At 45.5% G+C, this 19,384-nt stretch carries 18 protein-coding genes; 16 read left to right on the forward strand and 2 right to left on the reverse strand.

Going from position 1 to position 19,384, the window contains the following annotated elements:
- Window positions 1-3 precede the first annotated feature (3 nt).
- The gene (locus G7Y46_RS07560; RefSeq protein ID WP_165253747.1) at window positions 4-363 is read right to left on the reverse strand and encodes an Hpt domain-containing protein; all 360 of its coding nucleotides are present in this window, start codon (window positions 361-363) and stop codon (window positions 4-6) included.
- Window positions 364-612: 249 nt separating this feature from the next.
- On the opposite strand from G7Y46_RS07560, the gene thyX reads away from it, so the two are divergent.
- On the forward strand, window positions 613-1,293 hold the full coding sequence (gene thyX / locus G7Y46_RS07565) for an FAD-dependent thymidylate synthase (protein ID WP_165061560.1): 681 nt from the start codon (window positions 613-615) through the stop codon (window positions 1,291-1,293).
- 46 nt (window positions 1,294-1,339) lie between these two features.
- On the forward strand, window positions 1,340-2,563 hold the full coding sequence (locus G7Y46_RS07570; RefSeq protein WP_241157096.1) for a DUF1385 domain-containing protein: 1,224 nt from the start codon (window positions 1,340-1,342) through the stop codon (window positions 2,561-2,563).
- A 1-nt stretch (window position 2,564) separates the two neighbouring features.
- Here G7Y46_RS07570 and G7Y46_RS07575 read toward each other — a convergent pair whose 3' ends face one another.
- Window positions 2,565-3,020, reverse strand: coding sequence for a hypothetical protein (locus G7Y46_RS07575; protein ID WP_165253749.1), 456 nt, complete (start codon window positions 3,018-3,020; stop codon window positions 2,565-2,567).
- 128 nt (window positions 3,021-3,148) lie between these two features.
- Between G7Y46_RS07575 and G7Y46_RS07580 the strand changes: the two genes are divergently transcribed.
- From G7Y46_RS07580 to proB, 14 genes are all read left to right on the forward strand, one after another.
- Window positions 3,149-5,629, forward strand: a complete 2,481-nt coding sequence (locus G7Y46_RS07580) for a DNA topoisomerase I (protein WP_165253751.1) — start codon at window positions 3,149-3,151, stop codon at window positions 5,627-5,629.
- A gap of 281 nt (window positions 5,630-5,910) precedes the next feature.
- Entirely contained in the window at window positions 5,911-6,540 is a 630-nt protein-coding gene (locus G7Y46_RS07585; protein ID WP_165253753.1) for a hypothetical protein, read from the forward strand.
- Window positions 6,541-6,746: 206 nt separating this feature from the next.
- On the forward strand, window positions 6,747-7,592 hold the full coding sequence (locus G7Y46_RS07590) for a class B sortase (RefSeq protein ID WP_165253755.1): 846 nt from the start codon (window positions 6,747-6,749) through the stop codon (window positions 7,590-7,592).
- On the forward strand, window positions 7,585-9,228 hold the full coding sequence (locus G7Y46_RS07595; RefSeq protein ID WP_165253757.1) for an LCP family protein: 1,644 nt from the start codon (window positions 7,585-7,587) through the stop codon (window positions 9,226-9,228). Before G7Y46_RS07590 ends, G7Y46_RS07595 begins: the two co-directional genes overlap by 8 nt.
- Before the next feature lie 183 nt (window positions 9,229-9,411).
- Window positions 9,412-9,882, forward strand: a complete 471-nt coding sequence (locus tag G7Y46_RS07600) for an ATP synthase F0 subunit B (RefSeq protein ID WP_165061541.1) — start codon at window positions 9,412-9,414, stop codon at window positions 9,880-9,882.
- Window positions 9,883-9,884: 2 nt separating this feature from the next.
- The gene (locus G7Y46_RS07605) at window positions 9,885-10,418 is read left to right on the forward strand and encodes a DUF177 domain-containing protein (protein WP_165253759.1); all 534 of its coding nucleotides are present in this window, start codon (window positions 9,885-9,887) and stop codon (window positions 10,416-10,418) included.
- Between the two features lie 111 nt (window positions 10,419-10,529).
- On the forward strand, window positions 10,530-11,000 hold the full coding sequence (rpmE, locus tag G7Y46_RS07610) for a 50S ribosomal protein L31 (protein ID WP_165253761.1): 471 nt from the start codon (window positions 10,530-10,532) through the stop codon (window positions 10,998-11,000).
- Between the two features lie 153 nt (window positions 11,001-11,153).
- On the forward strand, window positions 11,154-12,500 hold the full coding sequence (locus tag G7Y46_RS07615) for a glutamine synthetase family protein (RefSeq protein WP_165253795.1): 1,347 nt from the start codon (window positions 11,154-11,156) through the stop codon (window positions 12,498-12,500).
- Window positions 12,501-13,175, forward strand: coding sequence for a winged helix family transcriptional regulator (locus G7Y46_RS07620; protein ID WP_165061532.1), 675 nt, complete (start codon window positions 12,501-12,503; stop codon window positions 13,173-13,175).
- Window positions 13,176-13,221: 46 nt separating this feature from the next.
- The gene (polA, locus tag G7Y46_RS07625) at window positions 13,222-15,849 is read left to right on the forward strand and encodes a DNA polymerase I (RefSeq protein WP_165253763.1); all 2,628 of its coding nucleotides are present in this window, start codon (window positions 13,222-13,224) and stop codon (window positions 15,847-15,849) included.
- Window positions 15,850-15,927: 78 nt separating this feature from the next.
- Window positions 15,928-16,482: a 50S ribosomal protein L21 gene (gene rplU / locus G7Y46_RS07630; protein WP_165061526.1), complete on the forward strand. Its 555-nt coding sequence runs from the start codon at window positions 15,928-15,930 to the stop codon at window positions 16,480-16,482.
- Window positions 16,483-16,485: 3 nt separating this feature from the next.
- Window positions 16,486-16,743 carry a 50S ribosomal protein L27 gene (gene rpmA, locus G7Y46_RS07635; RefSeq protein WP_165061523.1) on the forward strand — a complete coding sequence of 86 codons (258 nt, stop codon included), beginning with the start codon at window positions 16,486-16,488 and terminating at the stop codon, window positions 16,741-16,743.
- 95 nt (window positions 16,744-16,838) lie between these two features.
- Window positions 16,839-18,242 (forward strand): GTPase ObgE, encoded by a 1,404-nt coding sequence (gene obgE / locus G7Y46_RS07640; RefSeq protein WP_165253797.1) that lies wholly within the window; start codon window positions 16,839-16,841, stop codon window positions 18,240-18,242.
- A 15-nt stretch (window positions 18,243-18,257) separates the two neighbouring features.
- Window positions 18,258-19,379 (forward strand): glutamate 5-kinase, encoded by a 1,122-nt coding sequence (gene proB, locus G7Y46_RS07645; RefSeq protein ID WP_241157097.1) that lies wholly within the window; start codon window positions 18,258-18,260, stop codon window positions 19,377-19,379.
- The last annotated feature ends 5 nt before the right edge of the window (window positions 19,380-19,384 follow it).

Raw genomic sequence — 19,384 nt, forward strand, 5'->3', positions numbered from 1 at the left:
AGGCTACAATTCGTCGTCTGCCCATTTGGTTAGTCCGGCTATAACCTTGTCGTGCGCTGCCTTTACATCGCTTAGCATTTCCTCGGCAGCCTGATATTCGCCTTCGCGAAGTGCTTCAGATTCAGATGCGGAAATTTCGTACAACTCGTTAAACGAAAGATTGCCAGACGCGCCCTTTAAGGTGTGTGCTGCTGTATATGCTGCATCGAAGTCTTGAATTTCCATGGCGGCTAGCAAATCGGCCATACATTCGTTGTCCAAATACTTCATCGCTAGTTTCTTATATAAATCAGCGTTGTTGCCCATGCGATCCATTGCATCGTTGTAGTCAATGCCATATGCAAGAAGTTTATTGTTAAGCATTTCGCTCATTCCTCCTCTAATTAAAAGTCTATATGTAAAAGTCTAATCATATTGCGCAGTTAAACCCCGACATTGTTAAACGTGTTACCATTTTGAATTATTACTAAGCATTCGTTTTTGTGCGCAGCGCGAAAACTTTGCCGTAAAACCACGCCTTTCGGCAATGCCTAAATGCGTAAGTACGTATTCGTCCATATACTGAAAGCAAGCTAAACAGGTGCATTTTCGCCAATAATTAGGAGCAATCTTATGCAAGTAGAACTTCTATATCATACCCCCGATCCGCAACGTGCTATAGCTACAGCTGCCAGACTATGCTATGCGCCAGTAGGTGCTGCTGAATTGATGGAAACTATGCCGGAAGATCGGGTCAAATCGGTACTTACAACCATAATGGAAAGCGGGCATTTCTCAACGCTTGAACACGCTAGTTTTACGTTTGCGATAGATGGCGTGTCGCGCGCTTTAACCCATCAACTGGTAAGGCATCGCTTGGCTAGTTTTAACCAGCAATCGCAGCGTTACGTGAAATTCAAAGATGGTTTGTCGCGCATAAAGCCACAAAGTGTTGCCGATGTGCCAGAGGCAGATGAGCTGTTTGAAAATGTTATGGAAGTGGTGGTAGATGCGTATTCTCGCATGTTAGAGCTTGGCATTCCCGCCGAAGATGCGCGGTTCATATTGCCCAATGCGGTAGAGACAAAAATTGTAGTTACTATGAATGCGCGCGAACTTCTGCATTTTTTTGAGCTGCGTTGTTGCAATCGTGCTCAGTGGGAAATAAGAGAGCTAGCGCATAAGATGTTACAGCTGGTTAAACCTGTGGCACCGTTTATTTTTATGGATGCGGGCGCTCCGTGTGTTCGCAGCGGTTGTGTTGAAGGAAAGATGTCTTGTGGAGATCCGTATCCTCGCATAAAACGCGATTAAAATACCTAAAAACACATTCAGACAACGAAAAGTGGTTGATAGCAAAGTGACTGAGAATAAAAAGAAAAACAGCGATTTGAAGCGCGCATTTGCTGAAGATGGCGAACTGAAGACCCATGTGGGGGGTCAAGCTTTGCTTGAAGGCATAATGATGCGTGGTAAATACAATTGGGCAGTAGCCGTGCGAGAGCCAGACGGCAATATTTATGTTGAAGAGCACGACTTAGCTTCTGGAAAAGAAAAGCACAAATGGTTGCGCTGGCCGCTTGTACGTGGTTGTACAGCGCTAGTAGAGTCGTTGGGTTTAGGGTTTAAGGCGCTAGAAATTGCAGCTGAGCACGCATTTGGCGATGAAGATGCCGAAGAAGAAAAGCGTGCGCAGGCAAATGAAATGGTTGATTCACTAGAGTCTCAATTTGAACCGGAATCTACTGCGCTGAGTGCATCGGAAGTTGTTGCTGCTGAATCGGAGGCAAAAACTGCATCTAATAAAGATGCAGAATCAAGCGATGCGCGCCCAGATTCGCAAGATGGCATCGGCAAAGGCGCTATGACTTTCTCGATGATACTTGGTGTTGTGTTGGGCGTGGTGTTATTTATAGTAGCTCCGGCGGCTATAACAAATCTTATAGTGGGCGAATACGATAGCAACACCGTACTTTGGAACATAGTTGACGGTGTATTGCGCGTTGCTGTGTTTATTTTCTACATATGGCTGATTGGGCGTATGGAAGACATTAGACGCATGTTTATGTATCACGGAGCCGAGCATAAAACTATTCATTGCTACGAACATGGGCTTGCCCTAACGCCTGAAAACGCACGGTCGTTTCCGCGGTTGCATGTACGTTGCGGTACGGCATTTCTGATAATGGTGCTAATAATTGCAATTATTGTGTACACCATAGTGCCAGTTAATGCCCTAATTAGTGCGTGGGGTATACCCGATGGGTTGCCGAAATTGGCGCTTGTTATAGCGGTTCGCATACTATTTTTGCCAGTAATAGCGGGCATATCTTACGAAATAACAGTGAAATGGGCCGGATCGCACCCAGATAATCCTTTGGTGAAGGTAATTCTGTGGCCCGGCATGCAGATGCAGTACTTAACAACTAACGAGCCAGACGATTCGCAGATAGAATGCGCTATTTTGGCTATGCAGCGGGTGTTAGAGCGCGAAACGGCAGAAGCGGAAGCAGAAGCTAAAGCGAAAGCGAAAGCAGCCGCCGCCTCGGGTACTAAAACTCCAGCAGCAGCGCAAGCATCATAGCTTACAAATATCCTAAATAGCCAATGTAGTCTTGCGCGGAAGCGGGCACTTCAAGCGTTACTTCGCCAGCGCCTGTATCTACTGTAACAACCGACGGATCATCGTATGTAGTTACAGTAGCGGACACGCCATCATAGGTCATACTGGTAGTTCCTGTGGCTGTTGCGTCAGCTGGCAGGTTTGTTACTTGCCAGCTTTCAATATTCAAATTGTCTATCATGCTATTTACGCTAGACACCGGCAGTCCGGTTTTTTCAGCAATTTTGCTCGCATTGCTGCGCAGCGCTGAATCGGCTTTGCTTTTTATGCCCGATGCATCTAGTGCTGTATTGGCAGCTTTATTTGCAACGCCAGATATAGGAGTTTCTATGCCGGCTTTCTCCAGCAAAATGCCGCCGCCTAAAACCAGCACTACCGCTATAACTAATACTGCCAATAATTTCAGAGCTTTTTTCATGTGCGTTTGTCCTCATGTATTGTAAAGTGGTCATTCGCATGTAAACCAAGTTTAGCAACAACGACACAATCGACAAAATTGTGTATGCTTATCATCCGATAAGTTAGTGATTATACCTAAGGAAGCATATGAAGCTCATAATCACAGAAAAAAACGATGCAGCGCAACAGATTGCACGCCTGCTTTCAAATAAAGCACCGAAACAGGAAAAAGTGTACAACACTCCTGTATATCGTTTCGAATCGGGCGGAGAAGAATGCGTAACTATAGGTTTGCGCGGGCATATTCTAGAGCCCGACTTCACGCCGCAGTTGGTATACAAAAAGAAAGGCGGATGGCAGGGCATTACTGCTGAAGGCGAAGCGGTGCCCGCCGAAATTCCCGACAGTCTTCCCAAGCCGCCATTTAAAAAGAAGAAACCGTTTTCTGTAGATGGCGTAGATCTGAAAGGCTGGAAGATGGAGGCGTTGCCTTACTTGGCTTACGCGCCCATAGAAAAGCTGCCGAAAGAAAAAGACATAATCCGTTCGCTGAAGAATTTGGCGAAAAAGGCTGACGAGATAGTAATTGCTACCGACTTCGATCGCGAAGGCGAGCTTATTGGCTCTGATGCGCTTTATTGTTGTAGAGAAGTTAATAAGACATCTCCTGCGCTGCGCGCTAGGTATTCGTCGTTTACACGTCCTGAAATAGAGGGCGCTTTTTCAAATTTGGTAGACATAGATACCGCTCTTGCCGATGCTGGGGCAACGCGGCAAGATATCGATCTTATTTGGGGTGCTGCGCTTACTCGCTATTTAACTATAGTGAAATTTGCGGGTTACGGAAATGTGCGCTCGTCTGGGCGCGTGCAAACGCCTACACTGGCGCTTATTGTTGCGCGCGAGAAAGAGCGCATGGCTTTTGTTCCGGAAGACTACTGGGTAATTAAGGGCTTTTTCGATGCTACGGCGCAAACAGGACCAACCGATGCGCAAGACGAATTTGAAGCACCGCATGCCATAGCCCGCTTCAAAAACGAAGAAGAAGCCAATGCGGTAATGGCTGCAGTAGATGGCGCTAAAAGTGCCATTGTTAGCAACGTCGAGAAGAAAAAACGCACGCAGGCTGCACCGGCACCGTTTAACACCACGTCGTTAATGGCTGCCGCTGCAAGTGAGGGAATATCACCCGCGCGCACGATGCGTATGGCAGAAAGCCTATATATGGATGGCTATATTTCGTATCCTCGCGTCGATAATACGGTGTATCCATCTACATTAGACCTTACAGAAGTAGTGCAGGCGCTGCAGAAGAACCCGGCATATGCGCCGTATTGTAAGAAGTTGCTGGCAAAGGGTAAGCTTGTCGCTACGCGCGGCAAGAAAGAAACTACAGACCATCCGCCAATTTATCCTACAAAAGGAGCCACGCCAGACGATTTGAAGCCAGCCGAATACAAGCTATACAATCTAATAGCTAGGCGCTTTTTGGCTACTTTGTCCGAGGGCGCTGTTGTTGAAGGCACCAAAGTAGTGCTAGATGTGCGCAACCAGCAATTTGTCGCCAAGGGAGATGTTTTGGTGAAAGCTGGTTTTCGCGAAATATATCCGTATGGCTTGAAGAAAGACGAGCAACTTCCCGCCATGGATGCGGGGCAAACTATTGCGTTTAATGGTGCCAGCATAAAGCAAGACCAGACAAAACCGCCAGCTAGGTATAGCCAAGGTAAGCTTATTCAGGAAATGGAAAAGCTGGGGCTAGGCACGAAATCTACCCGCCATTCAATAATAGAGCGTCTCTATAACGTGAAATATATAATGAACGACCCAATAGAGCCTTCGCAGCTAGGAATAGCGGTAATTGATGCGCTAGATCGCTTTGCGCCGCATATTACGCATCCTGAGATGACGGCTGAACTGGAAGCCGAGATGGACCACATTGCGGAAAGCAAGCAGACAAAAGCTGAAGTGGTTATGGAGTCCCGTAATTTGCTGGCGCACGAATTAGCGGGGTTGATGCCTCATTCCGACGAGGTTGCCGAAGCGCTAAAAGATGCGGTGGCAGCCGATGCATATGTTGGGAAATGCCCCAAATGCGGAAACGATTTGCAAATAAGGGCATCCAGCAAGACCAAGAGTATGTTTATTGGTTGTGCCGGTTGGCCCGATTGCGATGTAACGTATCCGTTGCCTAAGGGCAAAATAGAATCTGTAGAGGAAGTTTGCCCTACTTGCGGTATGCCTCAGGTGAAAGTAACAGCATTTCGCTCGAAGCCGCGCATTGTGTGTATTAATCCACAGTGTGCAACAAACCAAGAGCCAGAGCTTGTGGTGGGCAAGTGTCCGGTATGCAAGGAAAAAGGCATAGATTCAAATATGATAGCGCGGCGTAATCCAAAGACGCTTAAGCGCTCTGTTACTTGCGAAAACTTTGATGAATGCAACACGCGCTATCCGCTTCCGCAATATGGCGATCTTATGGCTACAGAAGATGTATGTGAACATTGCGCAGCGCCAATGGTTGTGGTGAAAACTGCGCGCGGTCCATGGAAGCTGTGTCCAAATTTCGATTGTCCAGCTAAAGATGAAGAAGCCGCCAAGAAACCTACGCGCAAAACCAAGAAATAGAAACAGATATAAATGCAGTCTTGTCTTTCTATTTATTGAACGCCATATGCATGGCGAATGAAGCAGGAATTTCTTGGTGTATATTTTCGTGCTTGGCATAATATGTAAATGTGCATTTACACTGGGATGTGTTGTTCAGGCTGCTAAATAGTGGCTCGGGAACCGCAAACCACAATATTTGGAAATCTCGGTTGACAAAAGCGCGCGCTGGGGTTTAGAGTCTTAGCTGCATGTGAATGTGCATCTTTCAAAAAATGTAAATCTAATGAAAGGTATGAGGGATGAAAAAGAAGATAACAGCTTCTGTTGTCGCCTTTGCTCTTGCTCTGGCTGTGCCTACTGCAGCATTTGCTTCTGAGAGCGTTACAGCCAAAGCGGTAGACGGCAAGGCTTCTATTGAGCTTAAAGATGATGCCACCACGAAGGGTCTAGAGATAACAAATGTCAAGGGTGACATTTCAGTAAAGACTTATAATTATGAATATGATGGTCAAATTGGTAGTGATTATCAAGCCGCAGCTAGTGATGTATTACAAGCTGTTCTTGACAAAGATAAGAACAACACCACTATTAAAGCAGCTTATAACGATTATACACGCCAGTGCGAGAAGATTGTAAAAGATGGCGGCGACTGCATTTCTGCTTTTGTGATTAATGGTGAAGTTGAGAAGGGCAAGACTGCTACCGTTAGCGTTTATCTAGACGAATACTATGGTGGCAAGACCGTTACTTATGTAATCCTGCATGAGGATGGCAAAATCCAGAAGAAGACCGTTAAGGTCAATGCGGATGGCACCGTTAACATTAACGTAACTCAGTTCTCTGCATTCTCGTTCTTCCTGACCGAGGGTCTAGAGGGCTATGAGGCAGTGCCGCAGGATGGCGCTGTTTCTCCGAAGACAGGTTGCTAATTTAAGTTTTAATAAGTTAGAAAGATGCATGATTTCGCGATTTCATGTGGAGAAGGGGTTGAGTTGGTCAGCCCCTTTTTCATTATGAATTTTTTGCATCGTCTAAGCCACCAGATGTTATATGCGCAATTCATTCATTAATATGAACGCATGAATAGCACATATAACATCTTAGTAAGGCATGTTTAGAGCAGGAAGGCGAGGAAATGTCAGCTTTATCTAAGGCAAATATAAAATTAAAATTACTTATAGGAGCAGTTATTGCACTGTTGTGCGCTTTGTCGATTGCCTTTTTATCGGGTTGTGCGGGGCAGGCTAGCGAATCTGATTCTACAAATATCGATGGCGGCGCGCAGGAATCCGAATTTGATGCGGGAATAGAAAACCCGGTAAATTGGAACGAATGGCTAAACCGTAACGACAATATATATGCATGGATAGTTGTTGATGATACAAATGTGAACCTGCCTATCCTACAACATCCTTCTCAAGATAATTTCTATTTGAAGATGAATGTTGATGGTTCGTCCGACAGACTTGGCGCTCTGTATTCACAGGGTAAATTTAACTCTAAAGATTTAACTCAAGACCCTGTAACAGTTGTGTATGGACACACTTTTACCGATAACGAAGAAATGTTTACCACTCTGCATAAATTTGAGGATGCAAAATTCTTTGAAGAGCATCCAACATTTTATGTATACACTCCAACGCAGCGCTATACCTACGAGGTAGTGTCGGCTTTTGAAAACGATAATAAGCATATCCTTATGAAATACGATATGTCTAACATTGCGCAGCGTACTGATTTCTTTAATAAGGTTCAAAACCCCGATTCTATGAATAAGCAGGTGCGTACTCTAGAGACTCCGCTCGATCCAGAGAAAGATAAATTGCTCGTTCTTAGTACCTGCACACAACCTGCTAACGATAATGCACGTTATTTAGTAACTGCAGTTCTTCGCAATGTTGAAGACACTAATACTCAAGAGATTAATATAGAAGAGCCTGAAGTTATAGAGGAAGAAACTTTACGCGAAGCAAATGCCTAAAGCTAACGGAAATAATAAGAGTAATAAGTCGCTGACTAGCCGTCGCAAAGAGGAAGCTATAGCGAAAGCATGGGAACGCGCTAAGGCTGATTCTTTGAAGTTCGACAAAATGGGTATAGAGAGTACCTCTATACCCAAAGAGTCGCCAAAAAAGGCAGTTAATAAGCCAGCGCCTGCTGTTCATGCCAAAAAGCAGAGGTCTGTGTCACAAAAACCTGCAGAGCATAAACAAAAGTCTAATTCTGAGCAGAAGTCAAAGAATACCAATAAAGCAGCTTCTGTTAAGAGCGATAAGGTTGTAAAAGCTTCTGCTAAAACTGCGGGCATAGAGGAATTTCATCCGTACAAGCCTAATCCGGCTCCAAAAAATAAAAAAGTTGCAGATAAAACTAAAGCAATAAAGCCTGTTCAAGATATCAAGCCTAACAAAAATCTCAAGGAGCCAAAATCCGATTCTACGGCTGTTTTGCCTGTAATGGCTACAAAGCCTAAGAGCACCAATAAAGCATCGAATTCTAAGGCTGTTAATTCTAAGGTTTCACAAAAAGCTAAAAAGCCCAAGAAGAAGCGCTCTAAGAAACGCATAGCGGCTGTAATTGCAGCATGTTTTTGTGGCATTTTGCTCTGCGGTGTAGGTGCTGTAGCTTTGGCACTTAATATGGGTAAATCTAATCTTGTTGAGCAGGGCAATGTAGACGTTAATGAAAATGCCGTATCGTATGATAACGGTCAGACCGTTGAATATAACGGTGTAACGTACAAGCGTAAAAATGATATGACATCCATTTTGTTGCTCGGGCACGATGGGCGCGATGGCAAGAATCTAAATGGACAAACCGACCTTATTATGGTGCTTGCTATTGACACTAATTCTGGCAAGATGGACTTAATTTCAGTTCCGCGTGACACTATGGTAGATGTTCGTCGAAATTTTAATAAGAGCGACGAATATGCTGATACGCAGAGAATGCAGATAGCTACTGCATTTGCTTACGGGTCAGACTTTGAACATTCAGCAGAGAATGTGTGCAATACAGTTTCTAGTCTTATCTACAACATTCCTATGTCTTATTACTATGTTTTGAACGTTAATGGCGTGGCTCCTCTTACAGATGCGGTAGGTGGTGTGGAAGTTCAAGCTTTAATGGACGTTCCGCCTGCTGGTATAAAAGAAGGGCAGACATACAATCTTACTGGCAAGAAGGCATACTATTACGTTCAGTATAGAAATACCGGCATTAGCAACTCTGCTGTAGGTAGGCTTGATAGGCAAAAGCAATTCTTAAACGCTTATGCCAAGAAAGCATTTGATCAGGCTAAGGGAAATGTTGGTGTTTTGGTTGATGTATTCAATACTGTGTCTGAGTATTCAACAACCAACATAGGTATACCTGAATTTACTTATTTGGCTTCTACATTCCTTAATCATGGTATAGACGATTTTGAAATAACCACATTAGAGGGTGAGCGTAGCTACAACAGCTCAACCGGATATGAAGAGGTGGAACTCAATCGCGACTCCGTATATCAAACGGTCTTAGATGTATATTACGAGCCGCTAGAGGAAGCTCAGAAATCCGAAGCAGAAGCTGAAGCCAACAAAAGCATCGACCACGTAAGCGACACTTCGTTTTAAATCTCTGTTTTTTGTACGCCGAATGCTTATGTTTTCTGAAAGGGTTTAGGGGAAATACTAGCATCGCTCTGGGCACTTTGCGTATATCTTGTATGCAATCTTCATCCTTGTGTTAATATAGTACAGATTGTGCGCTTGTAGCCATTCATACAGTCTGAAACGTAGCCGACTAGGGAGATATATATGGACGAAACCGGAGTATTGGGTCTTCTCGAAGAACTTTCTATCCTTCTTGAAGATTCGAAGGCGGTCTTCGGGAAGAGCAATATGCGCCAAGTAGATATTACTGCGGCGTTTGAGATTATGGACGAAATTCGCGACTTATTCCCAAGCGAATTCGCTCAGGCACGTCAGATTGTGCGCGAAAGACAGGCACTTCTTGACGATGCGGAAGCTGAGGCTAACAGGCTTATAGAAGATGCACGCAGTCAGGCTATGACCATAGCTAGCGAACAAGAGATAGTACGCATTTCCCAGCAGCAAGCCGAAACCATTATGGCTGATGCCCGCGAACTAGAGCGCGAAACACGCGCCGGCGCTGAAGATTATGCAGACGAAGTTTTCAGCCACGTTGAGCAAAGTTTAGACAACGTACTTGGGCAAGTTCGCCGCGTGCGTGACAGATTGAATCAGAACAGCACAGTTCCTCGCTAATTTTGAATTCTATTCCCATTCATATTCCTAAGGATCTTTTTGAACCGGCGGCTATTCGGCACTACGAGGCTGAATTGTCGCCGTTTTGCCTATCTGTCGGTATAGATGAATATTCATTTGACAAACCTCTGCATTGGCAGGTTGATATAACAAATACAGGTGGCGCGCTGTTGGTGGCTGGTACGGTAGAGGGCACGGCACGTGGTATATGTGCGCGCTGTTTAGAAGATGCTGTGTTTGATGTTACAGGTGAAATAGAAGGATACTTTTTAATACCCGGCGTTGAGGCTGACCTAGACGATATTGATGAAGACGAGTTTGACACATTACCTGCAGACGATGTGCTTGATATGGCACCGCTAATAGAGGCAGCGCTTATTTTAGAGATGCCTCTTGTGCCGGTGTGTACTGAAGACTGCAAAGGGCTTTGTGCAAAATGCGGCAAGAATCTAAACGAGGGTGAATGCGATTGTATCTTCGAAGACGCGCTGCCACTCAATCCGTTTGCTGCCTTGAAAGATTTCAAGTTTGAATAGTTTGCCATCAGATATGCTTTCTTATATGTGAAAACTGCAATTTGTGTGTTAAACTCTTCAAGTTTGCTTATATGCTTTGGTCGGAAACCAAGGTGCCCATAAGGAGATGACATGAGAAAAGATATCCATCCTGAATACATGGATTGCACTGTTAAGTGCAGCTGCGGTAACACTTTCACCACGCGCAGCACCAAGCCCGAACTTCGTTTGGACATTTGTAATGTATGCCACCCGTTCTACACTGGCACTCAAAAGCTGATTGACTCTGGTGGACGTGTTCAGCGCTTTGCTGATCGCTTTGGTAATGCTACCGATTTGGTGGCGTCTCGCGAAGCTGCTCGCAAGGCAGAGCGTGCCGCTAAGGCTGCCGAGAAAGAAGCTGCTCGCAAGGCAGAGCGTGAGGCTAAGGCTAAAGTTAAGGGTGAGCGCGCTGCGAAGTATGCTGCCGAGGCTGAGAAAGCCGAAAAAGCAGCCGCAAAAGCTGAAAACAATGAAGCGCAGGCTACCGCAGAAGCTGCTCCTGCAGCTGATGAAACCGCCGCACCTGAGGCTAGTGCTGCAACAGAAGAAACTGCTGAATAGCTTTTTCGCGCAATTCGCATTCGAAACCCGGTATCAACTTAGATGCCGGGTTTTTCTTTTCTGCAAAGGCGATAATTAACGCAGACGAAACATGGTCGATATAAGGTATTCTTAAAAAGTCGGTGATGGGAGTCTAGTTTGGAATTCTTAGATATGGAAAACCTGAACCCAGAACAAGATTTTGTGCTAAAAACGGTAAAAAGTCGCGATGTTCATTTTGTGCGCTGTTGGTTTTCTGATGCGCTGGGAAATATGAAATCCTTCGCTATGGTGCCCGGCGAATTGGAAAACGCATTTGCCAACGGAATGGGCTTCGATGGCAGTTGTATAGATGGTTTTTCGCGTACTCAGGGTTCGGATATGTTGGCATTTCCGCAAGCTTCAACTTTTCAAGTGTTGCCTTGGCGCCCTGAATCAAACGCTGTAGCTCGTATGTTCTGTAATATATGTACACCTGATGGCAAGCCTTTTGCGGGCGATCCTCGCAATATTTTGGTGCGTACAGTACAAAAAGCTGCCGATATGGGCTATATGGTCAACATCGGCTCCGACTTGGAATTTTTCTACTTTAAGGATGCCGAAGATACGCAAATTTTAGATAGAGGCAGCTATTTCGATCTTACTTCGCTAGACTATGCAAGCGATTTGCGCCGCGATACGGTTCTTGCGCTGGAAAAAATGGGTATACCGGTGGAATATTCGCATCATGAAGTGGCACCATCGCAACATGAAATAGATCTGCGCTATTCCGATGCGCTGTCTATGGCTGATGCGGTTATGACGTATAAGCTTGTGGTAAAAGAAATTGCTCTAAAGCATGGAGTTCACGCTTCTTTTATGCCTAAGCCTTTACAGGAATATCCCGGAAGCGCCATGCATGTACACATAAGCCTTGTTGATGAAGACGGCAATAATGCTTTCTTTGACGAAGCTGACCCCATTGGTTATAACCTTTCTTCAACGGCAAAAAGCTTTATTGCTGGAATTTTGAAATACGCATCCGAGTTTTGTTTGGTTACAAATCAGTATGTGAATTCGTATAAAAGATTCTTTGGAGTGGGCAGCGCGCCTTCTGCGCTGGCTTGGGCGCGCGGTAATCGTTCGGCTTTGGTACGAATACCCGGCTATCGTCCAAATTCTCAGGAATCGTGCCGTATAGAGGTTAGAAACCCCGATCCTGCATCAAATCCGTATCTGGCATTTTCTGCGCTTCTTAGCGCAGGGCTTGCGGGCATACAAGAGGGCTTAGAGCCTCCTGCGCCTGTAGAAATGTCAGATTTGGGAACAAGCAGTCGTGAAGAACTTTTGGCTGACGGAATAAGCAGCTTGCCTGAAACCTTGGGTCAAGCGGTAGACCTATTCGCCAATAGTCAGCTGATGCGAGATACGCTTGGCGAACATACTCACAGCTATTTGGTGCGCACAAAGCGTGCCGAATGGGAGGCTTATCAAGGTGCAGTTTCGCCGTGGGAACTTAACAGGTTTTTGGCGGTGTTGTAAATGGCCAGCAAAAAGGTCATATTCATAGCCGATTCTCTGGATAGTGCTCACAAATTTCAGAAAGTGTTTTCCGACATGGATGTTGAAGTTGCGGCTTCATCTTCGGCGCAATTCAAGCAGGTGTTATCTCAGAATTTGGGATACGATTTAGTTGTATACGAAGCGGCACAATCGGCATCGGCAATAATAGAGCAAATGGAAAGCCAGTTAGCTGAAGATGGCAGCGCTGGGCTTCTTGCTATAGTTAGCGCAGAACAATTAGGAAGTTTTCGTCTGCCCGTACAGGTTAGAAGCGATTTTGTGGTATCTAGCGCTAGTGAAGAAGAATGTGCGGTGCGGGTGCGTCAATTGTTATGGCCGGGCAACGAAGCCACATCAGCCGATTATCTGGTTGTGGACACAATGGTAATGAATTTAGCTACCTATCAGGTAAAGGTTAATGGCGAACCGCTCGATTTAACCTATTTGGAATATGCACTGCTAGCATTTTTGGCGACGCATCCCGGTAGAACGTATTCGCGCGATGCGCTGCTTAGGCGTGTGTGGGGTTTCGATTATTACGGCGGGTCGCGAACAGTAGATGTACACGTTCGCCGCGTTCGCGCTAAACTTGGACCAGAACTTGCTAACAGGCTTCAAACCGTGCGCGGGGTTGGCTATCTTTGGAGTGCTTAGGTAGGGTAGAATCGGATAAACATCCGTCAGCGCACAAAGGAACATTATGCCAAAAAAGGTAGCTGTCATTGATGGCAATTCTCTGATGCATCGTGCTTATCATGCTATACAAACGCCTATGAGCGCACCAGATGGAACGCCCACTAATGCCATATTTGGGTTCATGCAAATGTTCTGTAAGTTTATAGAGAGCGCAACGCCCGATGCTGTTATTTGCGCATTCGATGCTGGCAAGCCCGAATTTCGCATGCAAGAACTTCCTACTTATAAGGCGCAACGTCCGCATATGGATGATGAATTGCGAGTACAATTTCCAATAATTGAAGAATTGCTTGAGAGCATGTGTGTGCCCGTGGTGAAAGTTCCCGGCTGGGAGGGCGACGACATTTTGGGCACTATAGCTGCACGCGACGAAGCGCTAGGGTTTGAAACTTTGCTGGTTACTGGCGACAAGGATGCTTGCCAGTTGGCAACCGATCTTACGCATGTTATAACCACAAAAAAAGGTATATCAGATGTCGAAATATTAGGACCTGCGGAAGTTTGGAAAAAATACGGCGTTACGCCCCAGCAATTTAGTGACTATTTGGGCTTAATGGGCGACAAATCTGACAACATACCGGGAATTACTGGTATAGGTCCGAAGCATGCTTCCAAATTGCTTCAAAAATATGGCAGCATTGAAGGCATATACGAGAATATAGATGACCTGCGCGGTAAGCAGCGCGAGCGTTTAGATGAAGAGCGCGATATGGCGTTTCTCAGTCGCCAAATAGCCACCATAGTTACCGATTTAGATTTTTCGCTCGACATAGATAGTCTGAAATTCCCTAGCTTTTCGGCTCAAGCGGTAACAAAGGCGTTTACGCGATACTCGCTTTTAAGTCCGCTTGCCCGCGTTCTGAAATTGACGGGCGAAAATATTACGATGCCGCAAATGCATATAGATTGCGAACCGGTACTGCATGGAAGCGAGGCATTAGCTCTGCTTGATGATGCAATAAAGGCGAAAGATGTTGTAGGTGTGGCTGTTGATGCATCTGGGCAAGACTCTCTGTTTGAAACAAGTTTGCATGTAGCGGTGAATGCTGCAAGTGGTACTGCCATGTTTGAAGGCGAAGCGGCATGTGAAGCGCTGCGCCGCATAGTGTGCAATGCGTCTTTTTCTGCGCTGGACGTAAAAGAAATGATTCGAAATATCTATCCGGCAGACACATCGATTAACGCGCATGTTGATGCAAGCGACTTGGCATCTATGGACGCTTTCGATTTGGGTCTTGCTGCCTACATTTTGAATTCTACTGTGTCCACTTACACATACGAGCAGCTTTCGCAGCACTACTTAGGTGGGGAACTTCCAAAGCCAGAAGATGATGATATGCAGTTGGCGTATAAAGCGTGTGTTTCGCGACTTTTAGAGGCTCCGCTTCGAAAAGAACTTGCCAAAGATGGCTCTGATGAAGTGTACAAAAAGATAGACTTACCATTGGTTCCTGTACTTTTGCAAATGGAGCGCGTTGGTATGGCAATAGATTGCGCGCGTTTGTCAGAATTGGGCGAACATGCACGTACTGAACTAACGGCGCTGTCCGATAAAATTTATGACATAGCAGGCGAAACGTTCAATATAGATTCGCCAAAACAATTGGCTCACATCTTGTTCGAAGTAATGGGCATACCGCCAATGAAGAAAAACAGGCGCGGGTATTCCACAAATGCTAGCGTGTTAAAAGAACTTGCAAAAACTCATGACATCGCCGCGTTAGTAATAAGATATCGCGAATTGGCGAAGATAAAATCTACTTATATAGATAGCTTGCCCAAAATGCGCGCGACAGACATGCGCGTCCATACGCAATTTCACGAAACCGTTACTGCAACAGGGCGCTTGTCGTCCTCTAATCCAAATTTGCAGAATATTCCCGTAAGAACCGATTTTGGGCGCAAGATAAGAGAATGCTTTGTGCCTCTATCAGACGAAGATGTATTCCTATCTGCCGATTATTCGCAGATTGAGCTGCGTCTTCTTGCCCACTTGTCGGGGGACAAGCATTTAATAGACGCATTCAACTCCGGTGAAGACTTTCATGCAAATACAGCTGCGCGCGTGTTCGATTTACCTATTGACCAAGTTACACCTCAATTGCGCAGCAGGGCAAAGGCTGTGAATTTCGGCATAGTTTACGGACAGCAGGCATTCGGTTTATCGCAGAATCTTGATATACCAATCGATGAAGCGCGGGAAATGATTGACAGATATTTTGATGCATATCCCGGCGTTCGTAGTTTCTTAGATTCCACTATCAAGCAGGCGGAAAAGAATGGATATGCCGAAACGATGTTTGGCAGGAAGCGCCGCATTCCGGAATTGTCTTTATCCAATAAGCGCATGCGGGGAGTTGGTGAGCGCACGGCTATGAATCATCCTATGCAGGGAAGTGCAGCCGATGTAATTAAGCTGGCTATGATAGAAGTTGCGCACAGGCTTACAAATGCGAAACTGGATGCAAAAATGATGGTGCAAGTGCATGATGAACTAGATTTCTCTGTTCCTAAAGATAATGTAGAGGAACTGGCGGCTTTGGTTAGCGATGTAATGGAGAATGTTGTGCAGTTAAAAGTTCCGCTAGTCGCCGATGTTTCATGGGGTTTGAATTGGTCAGATGCCCATTAACAAAATTAACTGTTGACGTGGCTGGTTTGCATTGTTAAAGTAAATCCTTGCGTTTAGTCACTTTCAAGGAGACATGTAATGTATGCGATCGTAAAAACCGGTGGCAAGCAATATAAAGTATGCCCGGGCGACAAGTTGAATATTGAAAAGCTCACTGCACAAGTGGGTGACAAGGTGAAACTGGATGCTATCTGCGTTGTAGATGGCGACAAGACCGAGTTAGATCCTGAGAAAGCTTCTAAGACTGCTGTAGAGGCTGTGGTTCTTGAGCAATTCAAAGATAAGAAGAAAGTTATCTTTAAGTTCAAGAAGCGCAAGAACTACAAGCGTCTACGCGGACATCGTCAGGAAATGACTCGTATCCAGATAACCGCTGTAGGTTCTGAAAAGTATGAGCCGAAGCCGAAGAAGGCTGCTAAGGCAGACGATGCTAAAGATGCTAAGGCTGCCGATGCTAAGCCGGCTGAAAAGAAGGCTGCCAGCACAAAGGCTAAGACTGAAGATAAGCCGAAGGCTAGCACGAAGAAGCCTGCTGCCAAAAAGACTGCAGATGCGAAAGAAGATAAGCCTGCCGCTAAGAAACCTGCTGCAAAGAAGGCTTCCAAAGCAGAAACTAAGGCTGAGGAGGAATAAGAGATGGCTCATAAGAAAGGTCTTGGATCTACACGTAACGGTCGCGATTCTCACGCGAAGCGTTTGGGCGTAAAAATGTTTGCCGGACAAGAAGTTCATACTGGCAATGTTATAGTTCGTCAACGTGGTACGCATTTTCATCCGGGTGAAAATGTTGGTCGTGGCAGCGACGATACTCTGTTTGCTCTTTGCGATGGCACGCTGAAATTCACAAAGGGTGATAAGAGAAAGATTCACGTTATACCTGCCGTGGCTGAGTAGTTAGAGATTTGTGTTCGCTCAAGTTTCTAATCTATAAATCAGTTATTATTTAAGCCCTTGGGAATCAAGGGCTTTTTTTATTGAGGTGACGCTTTATCTTTATAGACAAGGTACATATAAATGTGAAAGCCGGCGACGGTGGTAGTGGATGTATGTCTTTTAGGCGAGAAGCTCATGTGCCAAAAGGCGGACCGGATGGCGGCGACGGAGGGTGTGGCGGCAACGTTGTTCTTTTGGCAGACTCGTCAGTTTCTTCCCTGATAGACTATCGCTTTAAGCACCATTTTAAGGCGGGCAGAGGAATGCACGGCAAAGGTAGTCGCATGCATGGTGCAAATGGCGAAGATGTAATTTTGCGAGTGCCTGTGGGGACTGTTGTTCGTGAATACGATGACGAAACCCGGCAAGCAGGCGACACGATAGCCGATTTAGTTTGCGATGGGCAAAGTATTGTGGTTGCTCGCGGTGGTGCCGGTGGGCGCGGCAATGTACATTTTGTCACTTCTACTAGACGTGCTCCTGCGTTTGCTGAATTGGGAGAACCCGCGCAAGAGTGCTCTATAGAATTAGAGATGAAACTTTTAGCCGACGCGGCGTTGGTGGGAGTACCTAGTGCTGGAAAATCTTCCATGATTGCACGAATGAGTGCTGCACGACCAAAAATAGCCGACTATCCTTTTACTACTTTAGTTCCTAATTTAGGTGTGGCTACAAGCGGCGATTTAAGCTTCGTTTTAGCTGACGTGCCCGGCTTGATAGAAGGCGCTCACGAGGGCAAGGGGCTTGGGCATGAATTTTTGCGCCATATTGAACGAACGGCGCTTATAGTTCATGTAATAGATATGACTGGCGGGTTTGAAGGAAGAGATCCTTTGGATGATTACATGATAATCAACAAAGAGCTTTCTCTTTATGCTGAAGAGTTATCCGCGCGCCCGCGTATTGTTGTGGCAAACAAAATAGACGCACTTGCTACAAGTGAAAATATGCAGGAAAACTTAGATAGATTGCAAGCGCAGCTGAAATTAGATTCCATCGAGGCTGCTGGTGGAGATGAATTTGCGATAAGCCCTATAGACCCAAAGCTTTACAAGGTAAGTGCTCTTACGGGCGAAGGTGTCGACTCTCTGAAGGCGGCTATTGCGCAAAAAGTGCATGAGTTGCGCGAGCGTGCAAAGATTGAACAAGATTCACAGGAATGTGAATATGACAAAGTGTGGACGCTAAAACGCCAGACGAGCGATTCTGAAATTCGCGTCAATAAAGAAGAAGACGGAGTATTTAGGGTAGAAGGTCGTGCTGTTGAACGCATGGTTGTTCAAACCGACTTAGACAATGAAGAAGCGCTAATATTTCTACAGCACAGATTCCGTCGCATAGGTCTTGATGATGCGCTGCGAGATGCGGGAGCCCAAGATGGCGATGAGATCCGTATAGCTGAATTGGAATTTGAGTATGTCTCTGATGCCGCTGATGAATTTGCAGAACTTGATATATAGATAGGAAATATGGGCGTGGATACTGAAAAGCGTCTTGTTGTAAAAATTGGATCTTCAACACTGATGAGCGCGGAAAATGCCGTGGATAGCGGGCGTATAACCAACTTGGTTGATCAGGTTGCAAAACTTGTTGAAGATGGCTGGCAAGTGGTTATAGTTACATCGGCAGCTATAGCAGCTGGTTTAGGTGCGCTTTCAATAGAGAAACGTCCAAAAGATATGGCAACACTGCAGGCTGCTGCTTCCGTGGGACAGTGTGAACTTTCTGGTGAATATGCAAAAGCATTTGCCCGTCATAATATTTTGACATCGCTTGTTTTGCTTACAAGGCGCGATACGGCGGATAGAACTGCATATCTGAATGCTCGTGCAACATTGGATAGGCTGTTATCGCTTGGAGTTGTTCCAATTGTTAATGAAAACGACACTGTGTCCGTCGAGCAAATACGTTTTGGTGATAATGACACATTAGCTGCATTGGTTGCATGTCTTGTGGGCGCTAATCTGCTTGTAATTCTCTCTGATATTGATGGACTCTACAATTCTAACCCTAGAGCCAATTCAAATGCTCAGCTTATTTCTGTAGTTAACAGAATAGATCGCAGTATAGTAGACGCTTGTGGAGGCGCAGGTAGTGTTGCCGGGTCAGGCGGTATGATTACTAAGGTTTCCGCAGCGCGCGTCATGATGAGCGCCGGAATTCCTATGGTTATAGCCCATGGGTGCAAGAAAGACGTTGTGCTAGATGCGGCTTTAGGTAAATCTGTAGGCACTCTATTTTGTCCGGGCGAAGCGCAGCATGAAATAACTTCCAGAAAGCTTTGGATAGCACTAGGAGACGCTGTACATGGTTCTATTGTTGTTGATGAAGGCGCAAAGCATGCTCTGATAGACACCGGCAGTTCTTTGCTTGCTGTGGGAATAATAGATGTGGAAGGACGCTTTGTTGAGGGCGATATTGTAGAAGTACGCGATTCTCAGGACTATGTATTCGCTCGTGGTAAGGTGAATGTGCAAAGCGATGCCATAAGTTTGGTATGCGGAATGTCTACTGAAGAGATTCTGGAGAACAGCTTATTGGCTCCTATAGCTGAAAAGCCTGTTATACATAGAGATGATTTAGTCGTATTCGAGTAGAGGTA

Origin of the sequence: Adlercreutzia sp. ZJ304 (assembly GCF_011039075.1) — a bacterium.
In the GTDB taxonomy this organism is placed as follows: Bacteria; Actinomycetota; Coriobacteriia; order Coriobacteriales; family Eggerthellaceae; genus Adlercreutzia_A.

Excerpts from the sequence above, each read along its gene's own strand:
- G7Y46_RS07560 (WP_165253747.1), bottom strand. The coding sequence starts at position 363 with ATGCTTAACAATAAACTTCTTGCATATGGCATTGACTACAACGATGCA.
- thyX (WP_165061560.1), top strand. The coding sequence starts at position 613 with ATGCAAGTAGAACTTCTATATCATACCCCCGATCCGCAACGTGCTATA.
- G7Y46_RS07575 (WP_165253749.1), bottom strand. The coding sequence starts at position 3,020 with ATGAAAAAAGCTCTGAAATTATTGGCAGTATTAGTTATAGCGGTAGTG.
- G7Y46_RS07580 (WP_165253751.1), top strand. The coding sequence starts at position 3,149 with ATGAAGCTCATAATCACAGAAAAAAACGATGCAGCGCAACAGATTGCA.
- G7Y46_RS07585 (WP_165253753.1), top strand. The coding sequence starts at position 5,911 with ATGAAAAAGAAGATAACAGCTTCTGTTGTCGCCTTTGCTCTTGCTCTG.
- G7Y46_RS07590 (WP_165253755.1), top strand. The coding sequence starts at position 6,747 with ATGTCAGCTTTATCTAAGGCAAATATAAAATTAAAATTACTTATAGGA.
- G7Y46_RS07595 (WP_165253757.1), top strand. The coding sequence starts at position 7,585 with ATGCCTAAAGCTAACGGAAATAATAAGAGTAATAAGTCGCTGACTAGC.
- G7Y46_RS07600 (WP_165061541.1), top strand. The coding sequence starts at position 9,412 with ATGGACGAAACCGGAGTATTGGGTCTTCTCGAAGAACTTTCTATCCTT.
- rpmE (WP_165253761.1), top strand. The coding sequence starts at position 10,530 with ATGAGAAAAGATATCCATCCTGAATACATGGATTGCACTGTTAAGTGC.
- G7Y46_RS07615 (WP_165253795.1), top strand. The coding sequence starts at position 11,154 with ATGGAAAACCTGAACCCAGAACAAGATTTTGTGCTAAAAACGGTAAAA.
- G7Y46_RS07620 (WP_165061532.1), top strand. The coding sequence starts at position 12,501 with ATGGCCAGCAAAAAGGTCATATTCATAGCCGATTCTCTGGATAGTGCT.
- polA (WP_165253763.1), top strand. The coding sequence starts at position 13,222 with ATGCCAAAAAAGGTAGCTGTCATTGATGGCAATTCTCTGATGCATCGT.
- rplU (WP_165061526.1), top strand. The coding sequence starts at position 15,928 with ATGTATGCGATCGTAAAAACCGGTGGCAAGCAATATAAAGTATGCCCG.
- rpmA (WP_165061523.1), top strand. The coding sequence starts at position 16,486 with ATGGCTCATAAGAAAGGTCTTGGATCTACACGTAACGGTCGCGATTCT.